This is a genomic window from Bacillus sp. 123MFChir2 (assembly GCF_000383235.1).
Lineage (GTDB): Bacteria > Bacillota > Bacilli > Bacillales > Bacillaceae_G > Bacillus_A.
This window is the reverse complement of sequence record NZ_KB910924.1, coordinates 153,842-172,497: the sequence shown is the minus strand read 5'-3', so window position 1 is coordinate 172,497 and position 18,656 is coordinate 153,842. Positions and strand designations below refer to the sequence as shown.

Genomic DNA, 18,656 nt, shown 5'->3' with positions numbered 1-18,656 from the left:
TTGAAGTTCCGATAGGAGTCATGAAAGAAAGAGGACGAGACTTATGTTAAAAGGGAAAAAAATACTTTTATGTGTTACAGGAGGCATTGCTGTATTTAAAGCAGCTGCACTAACAAGTAAGTTAACACAGGCAGGTGCGCTTGTAAAAGTAATAATGAGCGAGTCGGCAATGAAGTTTGTTACACCACTTACATTTCAGGCGCTTTCTCGCCATGATGTATACACAGATACATTTGATGAAAAAGATTCAGCAGTCATTGCTCATATTGATTTAGCAGACTGGGCTGATCTTGTACTTGTTGCACCGGCGACAGCAAACATCATTGGCAAATTCGCAAATGGTCTTGCAGATGATATGATTTCAACGACTCTTCTGGCAACAATAGCACCAGTGTGGATTGCACCTGCGATGAATGTTCATATGTATGAAAATCCAGTTGTCCAAAAAAATATGCAAACGCTAAAACAGTTAGGATATACATTTATAGAGCCTGGAGAAGGCTTTTTAGCTTGCGGATATGTTGCTAAAGGTCGGTTAGAAGAACCAGAAAACATTGTAGCAATGTTAGAAAAGCATTTTTCAGAAGAGAAGTGGCTGCTAGGAAAACAAATATTGGTGACGGCGGGACCGACACGTGAAAAAATTGATCCAGTTCGTTTTATGACGAATTTTTCTTCTGGAAAAATGGGATATGCACTTGCGGAAGTTGCGGCAAATCTTGGTGCAGAAGTCATTCTTATTTCTGGTCCAACGGCGCTAACACCGCCTGCGAATGTAACGACAATCCAAGTGGAATCAGCACAAGATATGTTAGAGGCAGTTTTATATCATTATTCTCGTATGGATGTTGTGATTAAAACAGCTGCCGTTGCAGATTATCGGCCGAAAATCGTTTATGATGAAAAAATGAAAAAGAAAAATGGCGATACAATCATCGAATTGGAACGTACGATAGATATTCTTAAAACATTAGGTGAGCGAAAAGAGCATCAATTACTCATTGGTTTTGCAGCAGAAACGACGAACGTTGAAGAGTATGCAACGAAAAAATTACGTAAAAAAAATGCTGACATGATTGTTGCGAATGATGTAAAAGCAGAAGGAGCAGGATTTGGTACGGACACAAATATTGTGACAATGTATAAACGAAATGGCGCCGTGGTTGAATTGCCGCTATTAACAAAGCTGGAAGTAGCGAGAGAAATTTTACTACATGTTGAAAAAATGTTGGAAGAGGATCCTGCATGAAATTTGCAAGTGTAATTGTCGATGTTCCAGCAAGGCAAACGGATAGGCCATTCGATTATATTATTCCTAAACGTTGGGAAGATCTTGTTCAAACGGGTATGCGAGTCGTTGTTCCATTTGGACCACGAAAATTACAAGGATTTGTCATTGGGATAAAAGATACAGTAGATGTAGATGTAAACAAGTTGAAAACATTGCATGAATTGTTAGATGTTACACCTGTATTAAATGAGGAATTGTTGCAGCTTGGGAGTTGGCTTACAAACGAAACGCTTTGTTTCACAATTTCAGCATTTCAAGTGATGTTGCCAACAGCAATTAAAGCGACATATAAAAAACAGCTACGTCTTCATAGACCGGAAGACATAGCGGCCAATGTGAAATTGCTCTTTCAAGGAAAAGAAAGCATCGACTGGAATGTACTTGATGAATGGCCGCAGTTGTATCGTGCGGTGCAAACAGAAATTGCAAAAGGGACTCTAGAAGTTGTTTACGAAGTAAAGGATAAAGGGCAAAAGAAAAAACAAAAAATGATTCAACCTGTTTTGCCTTATGAAGAATTAGAGGAAACGGCCTTTCATCTAAAGAGTAAAAAGCAGCAAGATGTATTGTATTATTTCATGGAACATTATCAGTCTGTACCGTTAAAAGTAGTAATGGAAGAATTGCAAATGACGGATGCCCCCATTAAATCTCTTGTGAAAAAAGGTTTGTTAGCTGAAAAATATGTGGAAGTATACCGGAATCCGTATGACGATGATGCTTTTGAACGCACAAAACCATTCCCGCTTACAGAAGAGCAACGACAGGTGATTGCACCGATCTTAACTTCTATTACAGAAGAGCAGCATGAGACGTTTTTACTGTACGGTGTCACAGGGAGCGGAAAAACAGAAGTTTATTTACAGTCAATTGAAGAAGTGCTCAGGAAAGGAAAAGAAGCGATTGTACTTGTACCTGAAATTTCGTTAACGCCGCAAATGGTAGATCGTTTTAAAGGGCGTTTTGGTTCGCAAGTTGCTGTTCTTCATAGTGCATTGTCTGTTGGGGAAAAATATGATGAATGGCGTAAAATCTTACGGAAAGAAGTCAAAGTAGTTGTAGGCGCGCGTTCAGCAATTTTTGCACCATTTGAGAATTTAGGAATTATTATTATTGATGAAGAACATGAATCGAGTTACAAACAAGAGGACAATCCACGCTACCATGCACGTTCTGTTGCAATTCGGCGGGGAGAATATCACAATTGTTCAGTTGTATTAGGAAGTGCTACACCTACATTAGAATCGTTTGCTCGTGCCCAAAAAGGTGTATATACACTTCTTACAATGACAAAACGGATGAATGAACGGGATTTGCCGGCAGTTGAGATTATTGATATGAGAGAAGAGCTTAGGGGTGGCAACCGTTCTATGTTTTCTCAGCTTCTTCATGAGAAGATAGCGGATCGATTAGAGAAAAAAGAACAAATGGTGCTTTTTTTAAACCGAAGAGGGCATTCGACATTTGTTATGTGCCGTGATTGCGGATATGTTGTACAATGCCCGCACTGTGATATTTCACTTACATATCACAGAATGAATAACCGCTTGAAATGTCATTATTGTAGTTATGAGGAAAATTTACCGAATGCTTGTCCTGCTTGTAATAGTACCTATATCCGCTTCTTTGGGACAGGGACACAAAAGGTTGAAGAAGAAATTACAAAATTGTTCCCAGAAGCACGTGTGATTCGAATGGATGTGGATACGACAAGTCGTAAAGGGATGCATGAAAAGCTCCTAAAGTCATTTGGGGCAGGAGAGGCAGATATTTTACTTGGAACGCAAATGATTGCGAAAGGTCTTGATTTTCCAAACGTGACGCTTGTAGGTGTATTGACAGCAGATACAATGCTGCATTTGCCGGATTTTCGGGCGAGTGAAAAAACATATCAGCTTTTAACACAAGTAAGCGGCCGAGCTGGACGTCACGAACTTCCAGGAGAAGTAGTTATTCAAACGTATACACCTGAGCACTATAGTATAGAATTAGCAAAACAACAGAAGTATGAGGTGTTTTTTGAACGTGAGATGTATATGAGGAAAATGCGGCAATATCCACCTTATTATTATGTCGCATTAGTTACAGTATCTCATCCAGAATTATTAAAAGCAGTGCAGGTAACAGAGAAAATTGTTGGTTTTTTACGACAACATTGTTCACAGAAAACGATGGTCTTAGGTCCGGTTGCTTCGGCAATTCCTCGTATAAAAGATAGATATCGCTACCAATGCATGATAAAATACAAACGGGAACCAAACTTAAAGTACGTGCTTAAAATGATAAATGAACATTATCAAGCAGAAATGCAAAAAGACTTGCAAATTTCGATTGATTTTAATCCAACTATGTTGATGTAGCAAAGCTGAATTTAGAGGCAAATGGATAAAATAAAGTGGAACCGTTACTAGTAGGAGGCAAAGATTCGCTGCCCGTACTCTTACTGCTGGCATGCGCCCGGTTAAGTGGGCTGCCTCCATCGATGGAAGCTTCACTTTATTTCAATTCGATCGTAAGTTGAAAAGGAGAGCAGTATGGCAACATTAGAAATTGTAAAACATCCAAATGAAGTATTAGAAACACCTTGTGAACGTGTTATAAATTTTGATAAAAAGTTAGTGAAGCTTTTAAAAGATATGCACGAAACAATGTTAATTGCAGATGGTGTTGGATTAGCAGCACCGCAAGTTGGTGTAAGTCTGCAAGTTGCTGTTGTGGACATTGATGATGATAACGGGAGAATTGAATTAATTAATCCTGTTATATTAGAACAACGTGGTGAACAAGTAGGTCCCGAAGGCTGCTTAAGTTTTCCGGGACTTTTTGGTGATGTAATCCGTGCTGAGTATATTAAAGTACGTGCTCAAAATCGCCGCGGGAAAGTGTTTTTATTAGAAGCAGATGGCTTTTTGGCCCGTGCAATTCAACATGAAATCGATCATCTACATGGTGTGTTATTTACATCTAAAGTAACGCGATATTATGAGGAAAATGAATTAGAAGAGATGTAAAAGGAGAGTTTTTCAAATGGTGAAAGTTGTATTTATGGGAACACCGGACTTTTCAGTGCCGGTGCTTCGTCGTCTTATTGAAGATGGATATGATGTGATTGGGGTTGTAACGCAGCCCGATCGTCCGGTAGGTAGAAAAAAGGTGTTAACCCCAACGCCTGTGAAAGTTGAAGCAGAAAAACATGGTATTCCGGTATTACAACCGTTAAAGATTCGTGAAAAAGAGGAATATGAAAAGGTGTTGGCATTAGAGCCGGATTTAATTGTGACAGCTGCATTTGGACAAATTGTACCAAATGAAATTTTAGAAGCGCCGAAATATGGATGTATTAATGTCCATGCTTCATTACTTCCAGAGCTTCGCGGCGGTGCACCTATTCATTACTCAATTATGCAAGGAAAAGAAAAAACAGGCATTACGATTATGTATATGGTTGAAAAATTAGATGCTGGTGATATTTTAACGCAAGTAGAAGTGGAAATTACCGAACGTGAAACAACCGGCTCATTATTTGATAAATTAAGCGTTGCGGGAGCTCAGTTATTATCTGAAACGGTGCCGCTTTTAATACAAGGGAAATTAGAACCAATTAAACAGAATGAGGAAGAAGCAACATTTGCTTATAATATTAAACGTGAGCAGGAAAAGATTGATTGGACGAAAACAGGAGAAGAAATCTACAATCATATTCGTGGTTTAAATCCATGGCCAGTAGCTTATACGACATTAGCAGGACAAGTTGTAAAAGTATGGTGGGGAGAAAAAGTTCCTGTAACAGATAGAGCCGAAGCTGGGGCAGTTGTTGCAATTGAAGAAGATGGTTTCGTTGTCGCAACAGGAAATGAAACAGCAATTAAAATCACGGAGTTGCAACCATCCGGTAAAAAACGCATGGACTGTTCACAATTTTTACGTGGAACAAAACCTGAAATAGGTACGAAGTTAGGAGAAGACGCATGAAACAAAATGTTCGTGAATTAGCTCTTGACGGTTTAGTACAAGTTGAAAAAAGCGGTGCATATAGCAACTTGCTTTTAAACAACCTGATTGAAAAGAGTAGCATTGATAAAAAAGATGTTGGCTTGTTAACTGAAATTGTATACGGAACAATCCAGCGACGTGATACACTTGATTATTATTTACAGCCGTTTTTACGAAAAAAGATTGAACTGTGGGTGAAAGTACTCCTTCGTCTCTCTTTATATCAAATGCTGTATTTAGATCGTGTTCCAGAGCATGCTGCCATTCATGAAGCAGTTGAAATTGCGAAGCGTCGTGGTCATAAAGGAATCGCTGGACTTGTGAATGGGGTACTTCGTTCGATTCAGCGTGAAGGAGTTCTATCGCTAGATGAGATTAAAAGTCCAGAAAAGCGCCTTGCTATTGCAACAAGCCATCCAGAATGGCTTGTAAAAGAGTGGATAGAAGCATACGGAATTGAAACAGCAAGACAAATGTGTGAAGTAAACTTACTCCCGCCAGTTCCAACAGCCAGGGTTAATGTAGCGAAAACGTCTGTAGAAGATGCGCTCAAAATGTTAGAAACAGAAGGGCTGCAAGCAAAGCATGGCGATTTATCGGAAGATGCGATTCAAATTGAAAAAGGGAATCTAGCTCATACAGAAGCATTTCAAGAAGGATTTCTATCTATTCAAGATGAAAGTTCTATGCTTGTGGCTCGCGCGCTTGATCCGAAAGCAGGAGATATTATTCTAGATAGCTGCGCCGCTCCTGGCGGGAAGACAACGCATATTGCAGAACGTTTGGGAGGAACGGGAAAAGTTATTTCTCTTGATTTACACCCACATAAAGTACGTTTAATTCAGCAGCAGGCAAAGCGTCTTCAACTAGAAAATGTCGAAGCAAAAGCACTTGATGCACGGAAAGTACAAGAGCATTTTGAACAAGAGAGCTTTGATAAAGTATTAGTAGATGCGCCGTGTTCTGGGTTTGGGGTACTTCGCCGTAAGCCAGATATTAAAATGGGAAAACAAAAAGAAGATAGTGAAAGACTTGCCAATATTCAACTGTCTATTTTAGAAAAGGTAGCTCCTTTGTTGAAAAAGGGAGGACGCCTTGTTTATAGTACGTGTACAATTGAGAAAGTAGAAAATGAACAAGTAATCGAGCAGTTTTTACAATTACATTCTGAATTTGAATGGGATACAACAATGAAAGACCGATTGCCAAAAGCTGTGCATCCATATGTAGGAAAAGGTGGAGTGCAAATTTTGCCGCATTACTTTGCAACGGATGGATTTTATATTGCTTGTTTAAGAAAGAAGGTGTAGCATCATGGAAACTACTGTAAAAAAACAAAAAAAAGAATTGGAAGAAAAAAAGCCATCTATTTATTCCTTGCAGCTTCATGATATGGAACAATGGTTAAAAGAACAAGGGGAACCGAAATTCCGTGCTGGTCAAATTTTTGATTGGCTATACAAAAAAAGGGTAACAACTTTTGAGGATATGTCCAACCTTTCTAAAGGATTGCGTGAAAAATTGTCGAATTCCTTTGATATTACAACTTTAAAAACATTAGTAAAACAAACATCTTCAGATGGAACGATTAAATTTTTATTTCAACTGCATGATGGTTATTCTATTGAAACAGTATTAATGCGCCATGAATACGGAAATTCAATTTGTGTGACAACACAAGTTGGGTGCCGAATTGGCTGTACGTTTTGCGCATCAACACTTGGCGGCTTAAAACGTAATTTAGAAGCTGGTGAGATTGTTGCGCAAGTTGTCGAAGTGCAACGTGAGTTAGACGCTACAGATGAGCGTGTTAGCTCTCTTGTTGTGATGGGAATCGGAGAACCATTTGATAATTATGATAGTTTAATGGCCTTTTTACGCATCGTGAATCATGAAAAAGGACTTCACATTGGAGCGCGTCATATGACGGTATCAACAAGTGGAATTATCCCGAAAATTTATAAGTTTGCTGAAGAAAATATACAAATTAACTTTGCGGTTTCTTTACATGCTCCAAATACAGAGCTTCGTTCAAAATTAATGCCAATTAACCGAGCGTACAAGCTGCCAGATTTAATGGAAGCTATTAAATACTACATTGAAAAAACAGGACGCCGCGTTACATTTGAATATGGCTTATTTGGCGGAGAAAACGACCAGGTCGAACATGCTGAAGAGTTAGCTCGGCTGTTAAAAGGTGTAAAGTGTCATGTTAACTTAATTCCAGTTAACTATGTACCAGAACGTGACTATGTGAGAACGCCGCGTGAACAAATTTTCTTGTTTGAAAAAACATTAAAAGATCGTGGTGTTAACGTAACAATTCGTCGCGAACAAGGTCATGATATTGATGCAGCCTGCGGTCAATTGCGTGCAAAGGAGCGCAAAGAAGAGACGAGGTGAGATGATGAAAACCGTGTTTCTATCAGATAAAGGGAAAGTTCGTCAACATAATGAAGATAGTGCAGGAGTATTTTGTAACTTAGATGGTGATATTTTAGCGGTTGTAGCAGATGGAATGGGGGGTCATCGAGCAGGCGATGTTGCTAGCTCGATGGCAATCCAATTGTTCCATGATTACTGGAAACAAACGTATAATATGAATACGCCTAAAAAAGCAGAACAATGGTTACATAATCATGCCCAAATTATTAATGAACGAGTATACAAATATTCTGGAGAACATTCAGAATGTAGTGGGATGGGAACAACAATCGTTGCTGCGATATGTACGGATAATTTTGTGACAATTGGTCATATTGGAGATAGTCGCTGTTATATGCTATCAGATGATTATATGTCACTTGTTACAGAAGATCATTCCCTTGTAAATGAACTCGTTCGGCATGGAGAAATTTCCAAAGAAGATGCTGAATATCATCCGAGAAAAAATGTTTTACTTAGAGCGCTTGGAACGGAAGAAACCGTTATATTAGACGTAAAAACCTTAGTGTTAGAAGAGGGAGATCAGTTGTTGCTCTGCTCAGATGGATTATCTAATAAAGTTGCAATGAATAATATGCAAGGAATTTTACAATCTGATGAGTCTTTGCAAACGAAAAGTCAACAACTTGTGCAGCTTGCAAATGATTTTGGAGGAGAAGACAATATTACTCTTGTCATTATTGATTATGCGGACTCGGCGAACGAAAGTAGGTGAATGACAACGTGATGATTGGAAGACGCCTAAATGATCGTTACAAGCTACTTAAAATGATTGGCGGCGGGGGAATGGCCAATGTATATTTGGCGCATGATGATATACTCGATCGTGATGTAGCTGTAAAAATGTTGCGGCTTGACTATTCAAATAATGAGGAATTTATTAAGCGTTTCCATCGAGAAGCACAGTCAGTTACAACGTTATCGCATCCCAATATTGTGAATATGTACGATGTTGGAGAAGAAGATGGAATCTATTATCTTGTTATGGAATATGTACCAGGTCAAACGTTAAAGCAATATATACAACAGCGAGGTCTTCTTCCTGTAGAAGAAGCGATTGCTATTATGGAACAATTAACTGCTGCGATGGCTCATGCACATCATTTTGAAATTGTCCACCGTGATATTAAGCCTCACAATATATTAGTTCGAAATGATGGTGTTGTGAAGGTTACAGATTTTGGAATCGCAACTGCGACAAGTGCAACCACTATAACACACACAAATTCTGTTCTTGGTTCTGTTCATTATTTATCTCCTGAACAGGCAAGAGGTGGTGTTGCGAATAAGCAATCAGACATTTATTCTCTTGGGATTGTAATGTTTGAACTATTAACTGGAAGACCGCCATTTTCTGGAGAATCTGCTGTTTCTATTGCACTGAAACATTTACAAAATGAAACACCATCTCCAAAAAGATGGAATCCTGATATTCCGCAAAGTGTAGAAAATATTATTTTAAAAGCAACAGCGAAAGATCCGTTTCATCGTTATCAGTCTGTAAATGCAATGAAACGTGATATTGAAACTGCTTTATATCCAGAGCGAATAAATGAACAACCTTTTCATATACCAGAAGATATGGAAGCGACAAAAGCGATTCCTATCATTCAGCAGGAACAGTTATTAAATACAAATACTGAAGAAACAATTGTTTTATCTGGAAAGTCGAAAGAAAAAAAACAGCAGGACGATTCAGAAAAAGAACAAAAAAAGAAAAAAAGTAATCGTTGGCTTAAAATTTTGTTGACGATCTTTCTATTTTTAGTTGTTTGTGGAATACTGGCAGTGACGGTTATTCCAGGTTTCTTCATTCCAAAGGAAGTCAAAGTGCCAGATGTGTCTGGTATGACATATGAAAAAGCAGTGAATACACTTAAAGGATTCGAATTGACGTCACCTCAAGTTATATATACAGATGAAGTAGAAGAAGGTAAGGTTATTAAAACAAGTCCAGCGGCAGGGCGAGTTGTACGAGAAAATACAAAAATTACAATTTTTCAATCTGGTGGAAAGCAAAAGAAAAAAATGCCTAATTTGATAGGGAAAGATTACGAGAAGATTAAAGATGAATTGACTCCATATAAAGGGGTTGTTCCTGATTATATTGAAAGTGAAAAGCCGCAAAATGAAATTGTGTTACAAAGTCCAGAAGCAGGACAACTTATTGTTGAAAAAGAGCAAGAGGTAAAGATATGGATTAGTAAAGGGCCAAAACAAATTCAACTCGTTGATTTTTCTGGTTGGGCAGAAAATAGCGTGAATAGCTATTTAAATGAAAAAAAACTTGTGCCGGAAATAAGACGAGAATATTCCAATACAGTGGATAAAGGGCTTGTTATTTCACAATCACCAAGGCCAGATACGAATTTAAAAGAAGGGGCAAAAGTAACGATTACGGTCTCTGAAGGACAGAAAGAAAAACCAACAAAAATCGTAAAAGTTGACAATATTCCAATTCAGTATCAAGGGCCAGCAACTGGAGAGAAAACACCACAAAAAATTGAAATATATAAAGAAGATATGCAAAATACTATGGATAAACCGTTTGAAACGAGAACGATAACAGAGTCAACGACAGTCTCTCTTGAGTTTATTATTCAAGAGGGAAAAAAGGGTCGTTACAAAATTGTTCGTGACGGAACGACCTTGATTGAAAAAGAAGTTTTGTATCCAACGCAATAAAGTGAAACGTCTATTATAAAAAATTAGTAACTACTCAGCCCCTCTATGAAAAAAAGGAAGAAAAGCACCTTTTTAAATGGGTGAGAGGGACTGGCCATGCATAGAAGCGGTCAGGGCCTTTTCCTGCCACGCGCAAAGCTTTAAAACAGAGAAAGGTAGCAAACTGTAGGTCCGTTTTTATCTTCATGGCAGCAATCTAGATGCTGAAATATGGGGGAAATCCCAAAATGTATGACTGAGTAGTTACAAAAATTATAAATGGTGAGTTGAACGAATCTCGTTCTAAAGTAGATTATGAAGGGCTATTGTTGTGTCTTTTAGAACAAGATAAATAAAGGAGAGAATGTATGCCAGAAGGAAAAATTATAAAAGCTTTAAGTGGGTTCTACTATGTGCAGCATGAAGAAGAGATTACACAGTGCCGAGGACGTGGCGTATTTCGTAAGCATAAAATTACACCGCTTGTTGGTGATCAAGTTGTATTTCAAGCTGATAATCCGAGTGAAGGGTATGTTCTAGAAATATTAGAACGAAAAAATGAGCTTGTGCGTCCGCCGATTGCGAATATTGATCAAGCACTTCTTGTGTTTTCGGCTGTTGAGCCAGAATTCAATCCATTATTATTAGATCGGTTTTTAGCTTTAATTGAATTTCATAGTATTAAACCGATTATATGTATTAGTAAGATGGATTTAGTAGATGTGAAAACACGTGAAACGATTGAAGCATATGCAAAGGATTACATGGAAATTGGATATGATGTTGTATTCACTTCAACGACTACATCAGAAAGTATAGAAGTGTTAAAGCCATTTTTAGAAGGATGTGTTTCCGTTGTAGCAGGTCAATCTGGTGTAGGTAAATCTTCGCTTTTAAATGTATTGCGTCCAGATTTGGCGCTAAAAACGAGTGGGATTTCAGCTCATTTAGGACGAGGTAAGCATACGACAAGACATGTAGAATTAATTGAAGTAGGGAGTGGACTTGTAGCGGATACACCTGGATTTAGTTCACTCGATTTCATCGATATAGAAGTAGAAGATCTCACATATTGTTTTCCAGAGTTGAAAGAACAGAGTCAATACTGTAAATTTAGAGGTTGTACACATCTTTCTGAACCGAAGTGTGCGGTGAAAGAAGCGGTAGAAAAAGGGAATATTACAAGCTATCGTTATGAGCACTATGTGCAATTTATTGAAGAAATTAGAGAGAGAAAGCCGAGGTATTAATTATGATTAAAATTGCACCATCGATTTTATCAGCAGATTTTTCAAGATTGGGAGAAGAAATTAAAGATGTGGAAAAGGGCGGAGCAGATTACATACATGTCGATGTAATGGACGGCCATTTTGTTCCAAACATTACAATTGGACCGTTAATTGTGGAAGCTATTCGCCCAATTACTTCTTTACCATTAGATGTTCATCTTATGATTGAAAATCCGGATCAGTATATTGAGGCTTTTGCGAAAGCAGGAGCGGACATTATTACGGTACATGTAGAAGCTTGCTCGCACTTACATCGTACGATTCAATTAATTAAATCACAAGGCATTAAAGCGGGTGTAGTTTTAAATCCACATACACCAGCTTCCGTGATTGAACACATATTAGAAGATATCGACATGGTGCTACTTATGACTGTAAACCCGGGGTTTGGCGGACAAAAATTTATTCATTCTGTATTGCCGAAAGTTAAACAAGTTGCCGATATGATTCGTGAACGTAATTTACAAGTAGAGATTGAAATTGATGGCGGCGTGAATACAGAAACAGCAAAACTATGTGTAGAAGCAGGAGCGAATGTTCTTGTTGCTGGATCTGCAGTATATAATGAAAAAGATCGCGGAGCAGCAATTGCTGCGATTCGCGGATAAGAATGTAGCGGTAGATGTATATACAAGTTAAAAAACGACAAAAAAACCTTTTCTTTTTAGGGGGACGAAAGCATCTGGCCGTACATAGAAGCGGTCAGGGCCTATTCCTGCCGCATGCGAGGTTTCAAACAAAGGGAGTAAGCAAGTTAGCGTCCATGTTTTATTCTGCATAGCAGTGGTTTATATGTCGGGAAATTTAAATGGATATATAGGAGTTTTGTTTAAAAAGAAAAGGTAATCTAGCTATTAGCAGATTGCCTTTTTTCTATAGGAGGAGAGAGAACGTGATTATTCATATTTTAGCTGGGGGTCCAGTAGAGTGCTGGGCAGATTTTTCCAAATATGAGAGTGAAAAGATTGTATGGGCAGCTGTTGATCGCGGAGTATACCATTTGTTACAGTTTGGAATTATGCCAGAAGTAGCGTTTGGTGATTATGATTCGGTTACAAAAGAGGAACTAGTATGGATGCAAAAGCAGAAACATGATTTGCATATTGTTCCTAAAGAAAAGGATCAAACTGATTTAGAGATTGCGATTAACTGGGCTTTAAAACAACAACCAGAACAAATTCGTATTTTTGGTGCAACAGGTGGAAGAATGGATCATAGTTTAGCAAACATTCAAATGTTAATAAAAGGTTTACAATCTAATACCAATATAAGCATTGTAGATTATAAAAATGAAATTTCAGTTAAGGAATCCGGTACATATACAATTAAAGAAAATTCATCATTTCCTTACATATCTTTTGTTCCAGTGACAGAAATAGTAACGGGAATTACACTTCGTGGCTTTAAATATCCACTTACTGATAAAACGATAAAATGGGGATCGACACTTTGTGTTAGTAATGAACTCGTTGTGGAAAAAGGTACTTTTTCATTTACTTCTGGCATATTAATGGTGATAAGAAGCACTGATTGAAGAAATACTTTTGCTCTTTGCATCATATAGTAAACAAGTGGAGTAATGGGGGGTAGGAGGGAAACCATGAGATTTTATACAATTAAGTTACCGAAATTTCTTGGTGGAATTGTTCGCGCGGTATTGAATACTTTTAAAAAAGGATAAAAAGCACCTATTATCGGTGCTTTTTTCATGAGCATAATAAAAAAAGAGCCAACAGGCTCTCTTTTTTATTATTAAACACGTTCGATTTTGCCAGATTTTAATGCTCTAGCAGAAACGTAAACACGTTGAACTTTACCGTCAATGCGTACGCGAACTTTTTGAAGGTTAGCGCCCCATTTACGTTTTGTAGCGTTCATTGCGTGAGAACGAGAGTTACCAGAACGAGCTTTTCTTCCAGTAATAGCACAAACACGAGCCATCTATATTTCCCTCCCTTAACTACCGTAACCTACGTAATTTTCAATGTTAGTCTTTTATGCGATGCTAAAAACACTACTATAATTTAACACAACTAAATAGAGAATGCAACAGTGTATAAAAAAGAAATCAAGAAAAATTACTTGACACTATATGTAAGAAATCAAAAGCTAAAATCAAGAAAAAGCACTTGACATATTGTAGTGGTATATGTTGTATAATAACAATGGACTATTTTGCTCACCATAAAAAAGTGCTGTTTTAATTATATAAATGTGAGAGCGAAAAGAAAGAACGATGGAATTTTCTTTAAAAAGATTATATTATAGTAAATAAAGTAGTCTAGCTCACTTTCACCATTTCAGAAGGGGGAAACGAGATGTCAATTGAAATTAAGACAAAGTACGGTCAAATTGATATTAGTACAGATGTAATTGCAACAATTGCTGGAGGCGCTGCAGTAGACTGTTACGGCATCGTCGGTATGGCTTCTAAAAACCAATTAAAAGATGGCTTGACAGAAATTTTACGAAAAGAGAACTTCACTAGAGGCGTTATTGTTCGTAAAGACGAAGATGAAGTACATATTGATATGTATATTATCGTGAGCTATGGTACAAAAATTTCAGAGGTAGCACATAACGTCCAAACGAAAGTGAAATATACACTTGATCAAACGGTAGGACTAGCAGTAGATTCTGTAAACATCTACGTACAAGGAGTTAAAGTAATAAACTTGTAATGTGCATTAAGGAGGAAGAACTGTGTCAATTCAAAAAATTGATGGAAAACGTTTGTCACAAATGATTATACAAGGAGCAAATAATTTAACAAACAATGTTCAACTTGTTGATGCTTTAAACGTTTTTCCAGTTCCAGATGGCGATACGGGTACAAATATGAACTTATCGATGACTTCAGGAGCGCGTGAGGTGAAAGGAAATCCTTCACAACATGCTGGTAAAGTCGGAGCAAGTTTAGCCAAAGGATTGTTAATGGGAGCGCGTGGTAACTCGGGTGTTATTTTATCTCAGTTGTTCCGTGGTTTTTCAAAATCTATTGAGCAAAAAGAAGAATTAACAACCATTGATTTTGCTGATGCATTAGAAGCGGGCGTAGAAACCGCATATAAAGCGGTTATGAAGCCGATTGAAGGAACAATTTTAACAGTTGCAAGGGAAACGAGTAAACATGCAGTCACAGTTGCGAAAAAACAGCGCGACTTTGTTTCATTTATGGAAGAAGTTGTGAATGAAGCAAATGCATCATTAAATCGTACACCTGATTTATTACCTGTATTAAAGCAAGTTGGTGTTGTAGATAGCGGTGGGAAAGGTCTTGTTGTCGTTTATGAAGGATTTTTAGCAGACTTAAAAGGTGAAACAATCGCCTCGAATGCACCAACACAATCATCTATGAACGAAATGGTACGTGCAGAACATCACCGCAGTGTACAAAGCCAATTGAGTACAGAGGATATTAAATACGGCTACTGCACAGAGTTTATGGTTAAGTTAGACGAAGAGAAAATGAAAGAACATAATTTCTCTGAGCAAAAATTCCGTGAAGAGATTAGTGTGTATGGAGATTCATTGCTTGTTGTATCTGATGATGAAATCGTAAAAGTTCATATTCACGCTGAGCATCCTGGAGATGCGATGAACTACGGACAACGTTATGGAAGTTTAATCAAAATTAAAGTAGAGAATATGCGTGAACAACATACTGCTTTATTAGATGAGCCTGCGGCAATGCATGTAGAAGTACAACACCCTGCAGAAAAACAGCCTTATGGAATTGTAACAGTGGCAATGGGTTCTGGTATTAAAAAATTGTTTGAAAGCATCGGTGCAACGCAAGTCATTGAAGGCGGTCAAACGATGAATCCAAGTACAGAAGATATTGTAAAAGCAATTGAAGAGGCGAATGCAGAAAAAGTTATTATATTACCAAACAATGGTAATATTGTAATGGCTGCAGAGCAAGCGGCTTCTGTAGTGAACCAAGAAGTAATTGTTGTTCGTTCAAAAACAGTTCCACAAGGTATGGCAGCAATGCTTGCGTTCAACCCAGCAGGAACTCTTGAAGAAAACGAAGTGCAAATGAACGAAGCGCTTGCTCATGTGAAAACAGGCCAAATCACGTATGCAGTTCGTGATACAGAAATTGATGGTGTCACAATTAATAAAGACGACTTCATGTGCATTGCAGATGGGAAAATTGTATCTACAGATGTAGAGAAAATTACAGCTGCGAAAAAACTGTTAGAAAATATGCTTGATGAAGATGCAGAAATTTTAACAATTTTACAGGGTGAAGATGCATCAGAAGCAGAAGTAGATGCATTAGTAACATTTGTAGAAGAAAAATTTGAAGATGTAGAAGTGGAAGTTCATAATGGAAATCAACCTTTATATTCTTTCATTTTTTCTGTAGAATAAAGTGAAACCTTTATTATGAAGTTTTATTTCTGTTTAAAATGTGATTACTCTATTATGAGATGAACAAATATAAATGATGAGAGGGCCTTGCTAGCAGATGCGGTGAGGCTCTCTTTCTTTTGGTGGTAAAGTTCTCTTTATCCCTAGCTTATGGTTCGTTAAAGCAATTTGGGGAGCTGCCTATGCATAAAAACGATCAAAGGGTTTTGACCATATGAAAGGTTTAAAACAAAAAGAGAAAGCGAGTACAGACTATTTTGTATTTTGCATAGTAGGACTTATTTGTTAAAAAATGAAAATGAATGTATGTAAGAATAGGGAAAGGTGAAATGACTACTCTGCTTTCTTGATGCTATGGTAGAATAGGAGAGATATTGATTGCGTATTCCACGTGAAAATAGAAATACGTAATCAATTGTTGATATATAACCTCCAAGTACAGAAGCTGTGTGTTATATATGAAATTAGGAATAAGATTTGACGGGGCGTGAAGATCTTGAATGAAGTGGTGCAAATTCCAATTACGGATGTGAAAGGGATTGGAGAAGAAACAGCTGTATTACTAAATGAGATGGGGATTTTTACGGTTTCTGATTTACTAGAGCATTTTCCATATCGTTATGAAGACTATGCGATGAAAGATTTGGCTGAAGTTAAACATGAAGAACGAGTAACTGTGGAAGGGAAAGTACATAGCGAACCTCTACTGCAATATTATGGAAAGAAGAAATCTCGTCTTACTGTACGTGTTCTCGTTGGGCGTTATTTAATTACAGCTGTTTGTTTTAACAGACCCTACTATAAACAGAAATTAAATATTGATGAAACGGTAACAATCTCTGGGAAATGGGATCAACATCGTCAAACGATTTCGGTATCTGAACTTCACTTTGGGCCGGTTGTTCGTAAACAAGAAGTAGAACCAGTATATTCAGTTAAAGGGAAATTGACGGTAAAACAAATGCGTCGCTTTATTGCAGGGGCGTTTAAAGAGTATGGTTCTTTTGTGACAGAAGTGTTACCAGAAGGGTTGTTATCGCGTTATAAGTTATTATCTCGTTATGAAGCACTATATGCCTTGCATTTTCCTAGTGGACAAGAAGATATGAAACAGGCGCGTCGCCGCTTCGTATATGAAGAGTTTTTCTTGTTCCAATTGAAGATGCAAGCGCTTCGCAAAATGGAGCGAGAAAGTTCGAAGGGAACAAAAAAAGATATATCTCTTAAACAATTAGAAGAGTTTATTGGAGCTCTTCCTTTTCCGTTAACGAATGCGCAGCAGTGTGTTGTTACAGAAATTATGAAAGATTTGCAGTCCCCGTATCGAATGAATCGTTTACTACAAGGTGATGTAGGTTCTGGGAAAACGGTAGTGGCTGCGATTGCTTTGTATGCTGCCAAATTAGCTGGATATCAAGGGGCATTAATGGTACCGACAGAAATTTTAGCAGAGCAGCACTATCAATCTTTAGTATCTATATTTTCTCATTTTAATATGAACATTGAATTATTAACAAGCTCTGTAAAGGGAGTGCGTCGCCGCGAGATACTAGCTAGACTAGAACAAGGAGAAATTGATATTCTCGTTGGAACGCATGCTTTAATTCAAAATGAAGTCATATTTCACAGGCTGGGGCTTGTAATTACGGATGAACAACATCGCTTCGGTGTAGCGCAGCGTCGTGTGTTAAGGGAAAAAGGTGAAAATCCCGATGTTTTATTTATGACAGCAACACCAATTCCTCGTACATTAGCAATTACTGCGTTTGGTGAAATGGATGTATCCATTATTGATGAGATGCCGGCAGGGCGCAAAGTCATTGAAACATACTGGGCGAAACATGATATGTTTGAACGTGTTCTTGGATTTGTAGAGAAAGAAGTAAAAAAAGGACGACAAGCGTATGTCATTTGTCCATTAATTGAAGAATCAGAGAAACTGGATGTGCAAAATGCAATTGATTTGCATAGTATGTTGACTCATCATTATCAAGGGAAATTTCAAGTTGGTCTGATGCATGGCCGTCTTTCTTCTCAGGAGAAAGATGAAGTAATGCATCAGTTTAGTGAAAATAAAGTACAAATTCTTATTTCGACAACGGTTGTAGAAGTTGGTGTGAACGTACCGAATGCAACAACGATGGTTATTTATGATGCAGAACGTTTTGGGTTATCGCAACTTCACCAACTTCGTGGTCGTGTGGGACGTGGAAGTGAACAATCTTATTGTATTTTAATTGCTGATCCGAAATCGGAAACAGGAAAAGAACGCATGCGTATTATGACAGAGACAAATGATGGATTTGTCTTATCGGAAAAAGATTTAGAATTGCGTGGTCCTGGAGATTTCTTTGGGAGTAAGCAAAGTGGTTTACCTGAATTTAAATTAGCTGATATGGTACACGATTATCGGGCGTTAGAAACAGCAAGGCAAGACGCTGCGCTACTTGTTGATTCGACTGCTTTTTGGCAAAGCGAACAGTATGAAATGCTGCGAAGGTATTTAGAGAAATCAGGTGTTTTTCAAGGAGAAAAGCTGGATTAAAGCGCGAGACGTAAAAAAATGTTGCATTCTGTATTTAATGCTTATATAC

Annotated in this window: 16 protein-coding genes; 15 read left to right on the top strand and 1 reads right to left on the bottom strand. The window is 37.8% G+C overall.

What is annotated here, in order from left to right:
• The first annotated feature begins 43 nt into the window (after positions 1-43).
• The 12 genes from coaBC (at position 44) to spoVM (ending at position 13,363) form a co-directional block, all read left to right on the top strand.
• Complete coding sequence (coaBC, locus tag H280_RS0100820) at positions 44-1,249, top strand: bifunctional phosphopantothenoylcysteine decarboxylase/phosphopantothenate--cysteine ligase CoaBC (RefSeq protein ID WP_020059203.1); 1,206 nt, start codon at positions 44-46, stop codon at positions 1,247-1,249.
• On the top strand, positions 1,246-3,651 hold the full coding sequence (gene priA / locus H280_RS0100815; RefSeq protein ID WP_020059202.1) for a primosomal protein N': 2,406 nt from the start codon (positions 1,246-1,248) through the stop codon (positions 3,649-3,651). The genes coaBC and priA overlap by 4 nt, the downstream gene beginning before the upstream one ends.
• 174 nt (positions 3,652-3,825) lie before the next feature.
• Positions 3,826-4,302: a peptide deformylase gene (gene def, locus H280_RS0100810; protein ID WP_020059201.1), complete on the top strand. Its 477-nt coding sequence runs from the start codon at positions 3,826-3,828 to the stop codon at positions 4,300-4,302.
• A gap of 16 nt (positions 4,303-4,318) precedes the next feature.
• On the top strand, positions 4,319-5,263 hold the full coding sequence (gene fmt / locus H280_RS0100805; protein WP_020059200.1) for a methionyl-tRNA formyltransferase: 945 nt from the start codon (positions 4,319-4,321) through the stop codon (positions 5,261-5,263).
• Positions 5,260-6,594, top strand: a complete 1,335-nt coding sequence (gene rsmB, locus H280_RS0100800) for a 16S rRNA (cytosine(967)-C(5))-methyltransferase RsmB (RefSeq protein ID WP_020059199.1) — start codon at positions 5,260-5,262, stop codon at positions 6,592-6,594. Before fmt ends, rsmB begins: the two co-directional genes overlap by 4 nt.
• A gap of 4 nt (positions 6,595-6,598) precedes the next feature.
• Positions 6,599-7,687 carry a 23S rRNA (adenine(2503)-C(2))-methyltransferase RlmN gene (gene rlmN, locus H280_RS0100795; RefSeq protein ID WP_020059198.1) on the top strand — a complete coding sequence of 363 codons (1,089 nt, stop codon included), beginning with the start codon at positions 6,599-6,601 and terminating at the stop codon, positions 7,685-7,687.
• 4 nt (positions 7,688-7,691) lie between these two features.
• Positions 7,692-8,444, top strand: coding sequence for a Stp1/IreP family PP2C-type Ser/Thr phosphatase (locus tag H280_RS0100790; protein WP_028411047.1), 753 nt, complete (start codon positions 7,692-7,694; stop codon positions 8,442-8,444).
• Between the two features lie 8 nt (positions 8,445-8,452).
• Entirely contained in the window at positions 8,453-10,414 is a 1,962-nt protein-coding gene (gene pknB / locus H280_RS0100785) for a Stk1 family PASTA domain-containing Ser/Thr kinase (protein ID WP_020059196.1), read from the top strand.
• Between the two features lie 347 nt (positions 10,415-10,761).
• Positions 10,762-11,643 carry a ribosome small subunit-dependent GTPase A gene (gene rsgA / locus H280_RS0100780; protein WP_020059195.1) on the top strand — a complete coding sequence of 294 codons (882 nt, stop codon included), beginning with the start codon at positions 10,762-10,764 and terminating at the stop codon, positions 11,641-11,643.
• A gap of 2 nt (positions 11,644-11,645) precedes the next feature.
• Positions 11,646-12,290, top strand: coding sequence for a ribulose-phosphate 3-epimerase (gene rpe, locus H280_RS0100775; RefSeq protein ID WP_020059194.1), 645 nt, complete (start codon positions 11,646-11,648; stop codon positions 12,288-12,290).
• A gap of 284 nt (positions 12,291-12,574) precedes the next feature.
• Positions 12,575-13,216, top strand: coding sequence for a thiamine diphosphokinase (locus H280_RS0100770; RefSeq protein WP_020059193.1), 642 nt, complete (start codon positions 12,575-12,577; stop codon positions 13,214-13,216).
• 66 nt (positions 13,217-13,282) lie between these two features.
• The gene (spoVM, locus tag H280_RS22915) at positions 13,283-13,363 is read left to right on the top strand and encodes a stage V sporulation protein SpoVM (RefSeq protein WP_020059192.1); all 81 of its coding nucleotides are present in this window, start codon (positions 13,283-13,285) and stop codon (positions 13,361-13,363) included.
• A gap of 71 nt (positions 13,364-13,434) precedes the next feature.
• On the opposite strand, the gene rpmB is transcribed toward spoVM, so the two are convergent.
• Complete coding sequence (gene rpmB, locus H280_RS0100760) at positions 13,435-13,623, bottom strand: 50S ribosomal protein L28 (protein WP_000124776.1); 189 nt, start codon at positions 13,621-13,623, stop codon at positions 13,435-13,437.
• A 377-nt stretch (positions 13,624-14,000) separates the two neighbouring features.
• Here rpmB and H280_RS0100755 point away from each other — a divergent pair, with 377 nt between their 5' ends.
• From H280_RS0100755 to recG, 3 genes are all read left to right on the top strand, one after another.
• Positions 14,001-14,363, top strand: coding sequence for an Asp23/Gls24 family envelope stress response protein (locus H280_RS0100755; RefSeq protein ID WP_000021111.1), 363 nt, complete (start codon positions 14,001-14,003; stop codon positions 14,361-14,363).
• Positions 14,364-14,385: 22 nt separating this feature from the next.
• Entirely contained in the window at positions 14,386-16,062 is a 1,677-nt protein-coding gene (locus tag H280_RS0100750) for a DAK2 domain-containing protein (RefSeq protein ID WP_020059191.1), read from the top strand.
• 496 nt (positions 16,063-16,558) lie between these two features.
• A complete protein-coding gene (recG, locus tag H280_RS0100745) occupies positions 16,559-18,607 on the top strand; it encodes an ATP-dependent DNA helicase RecG (RefSeq protein ID WP_020059190.1) in 2,049 nt (682 codons plus the stop codon).
• The last annotated feature ends 49 nt before the right edge of the window (positions 18,608-18,656 follow it).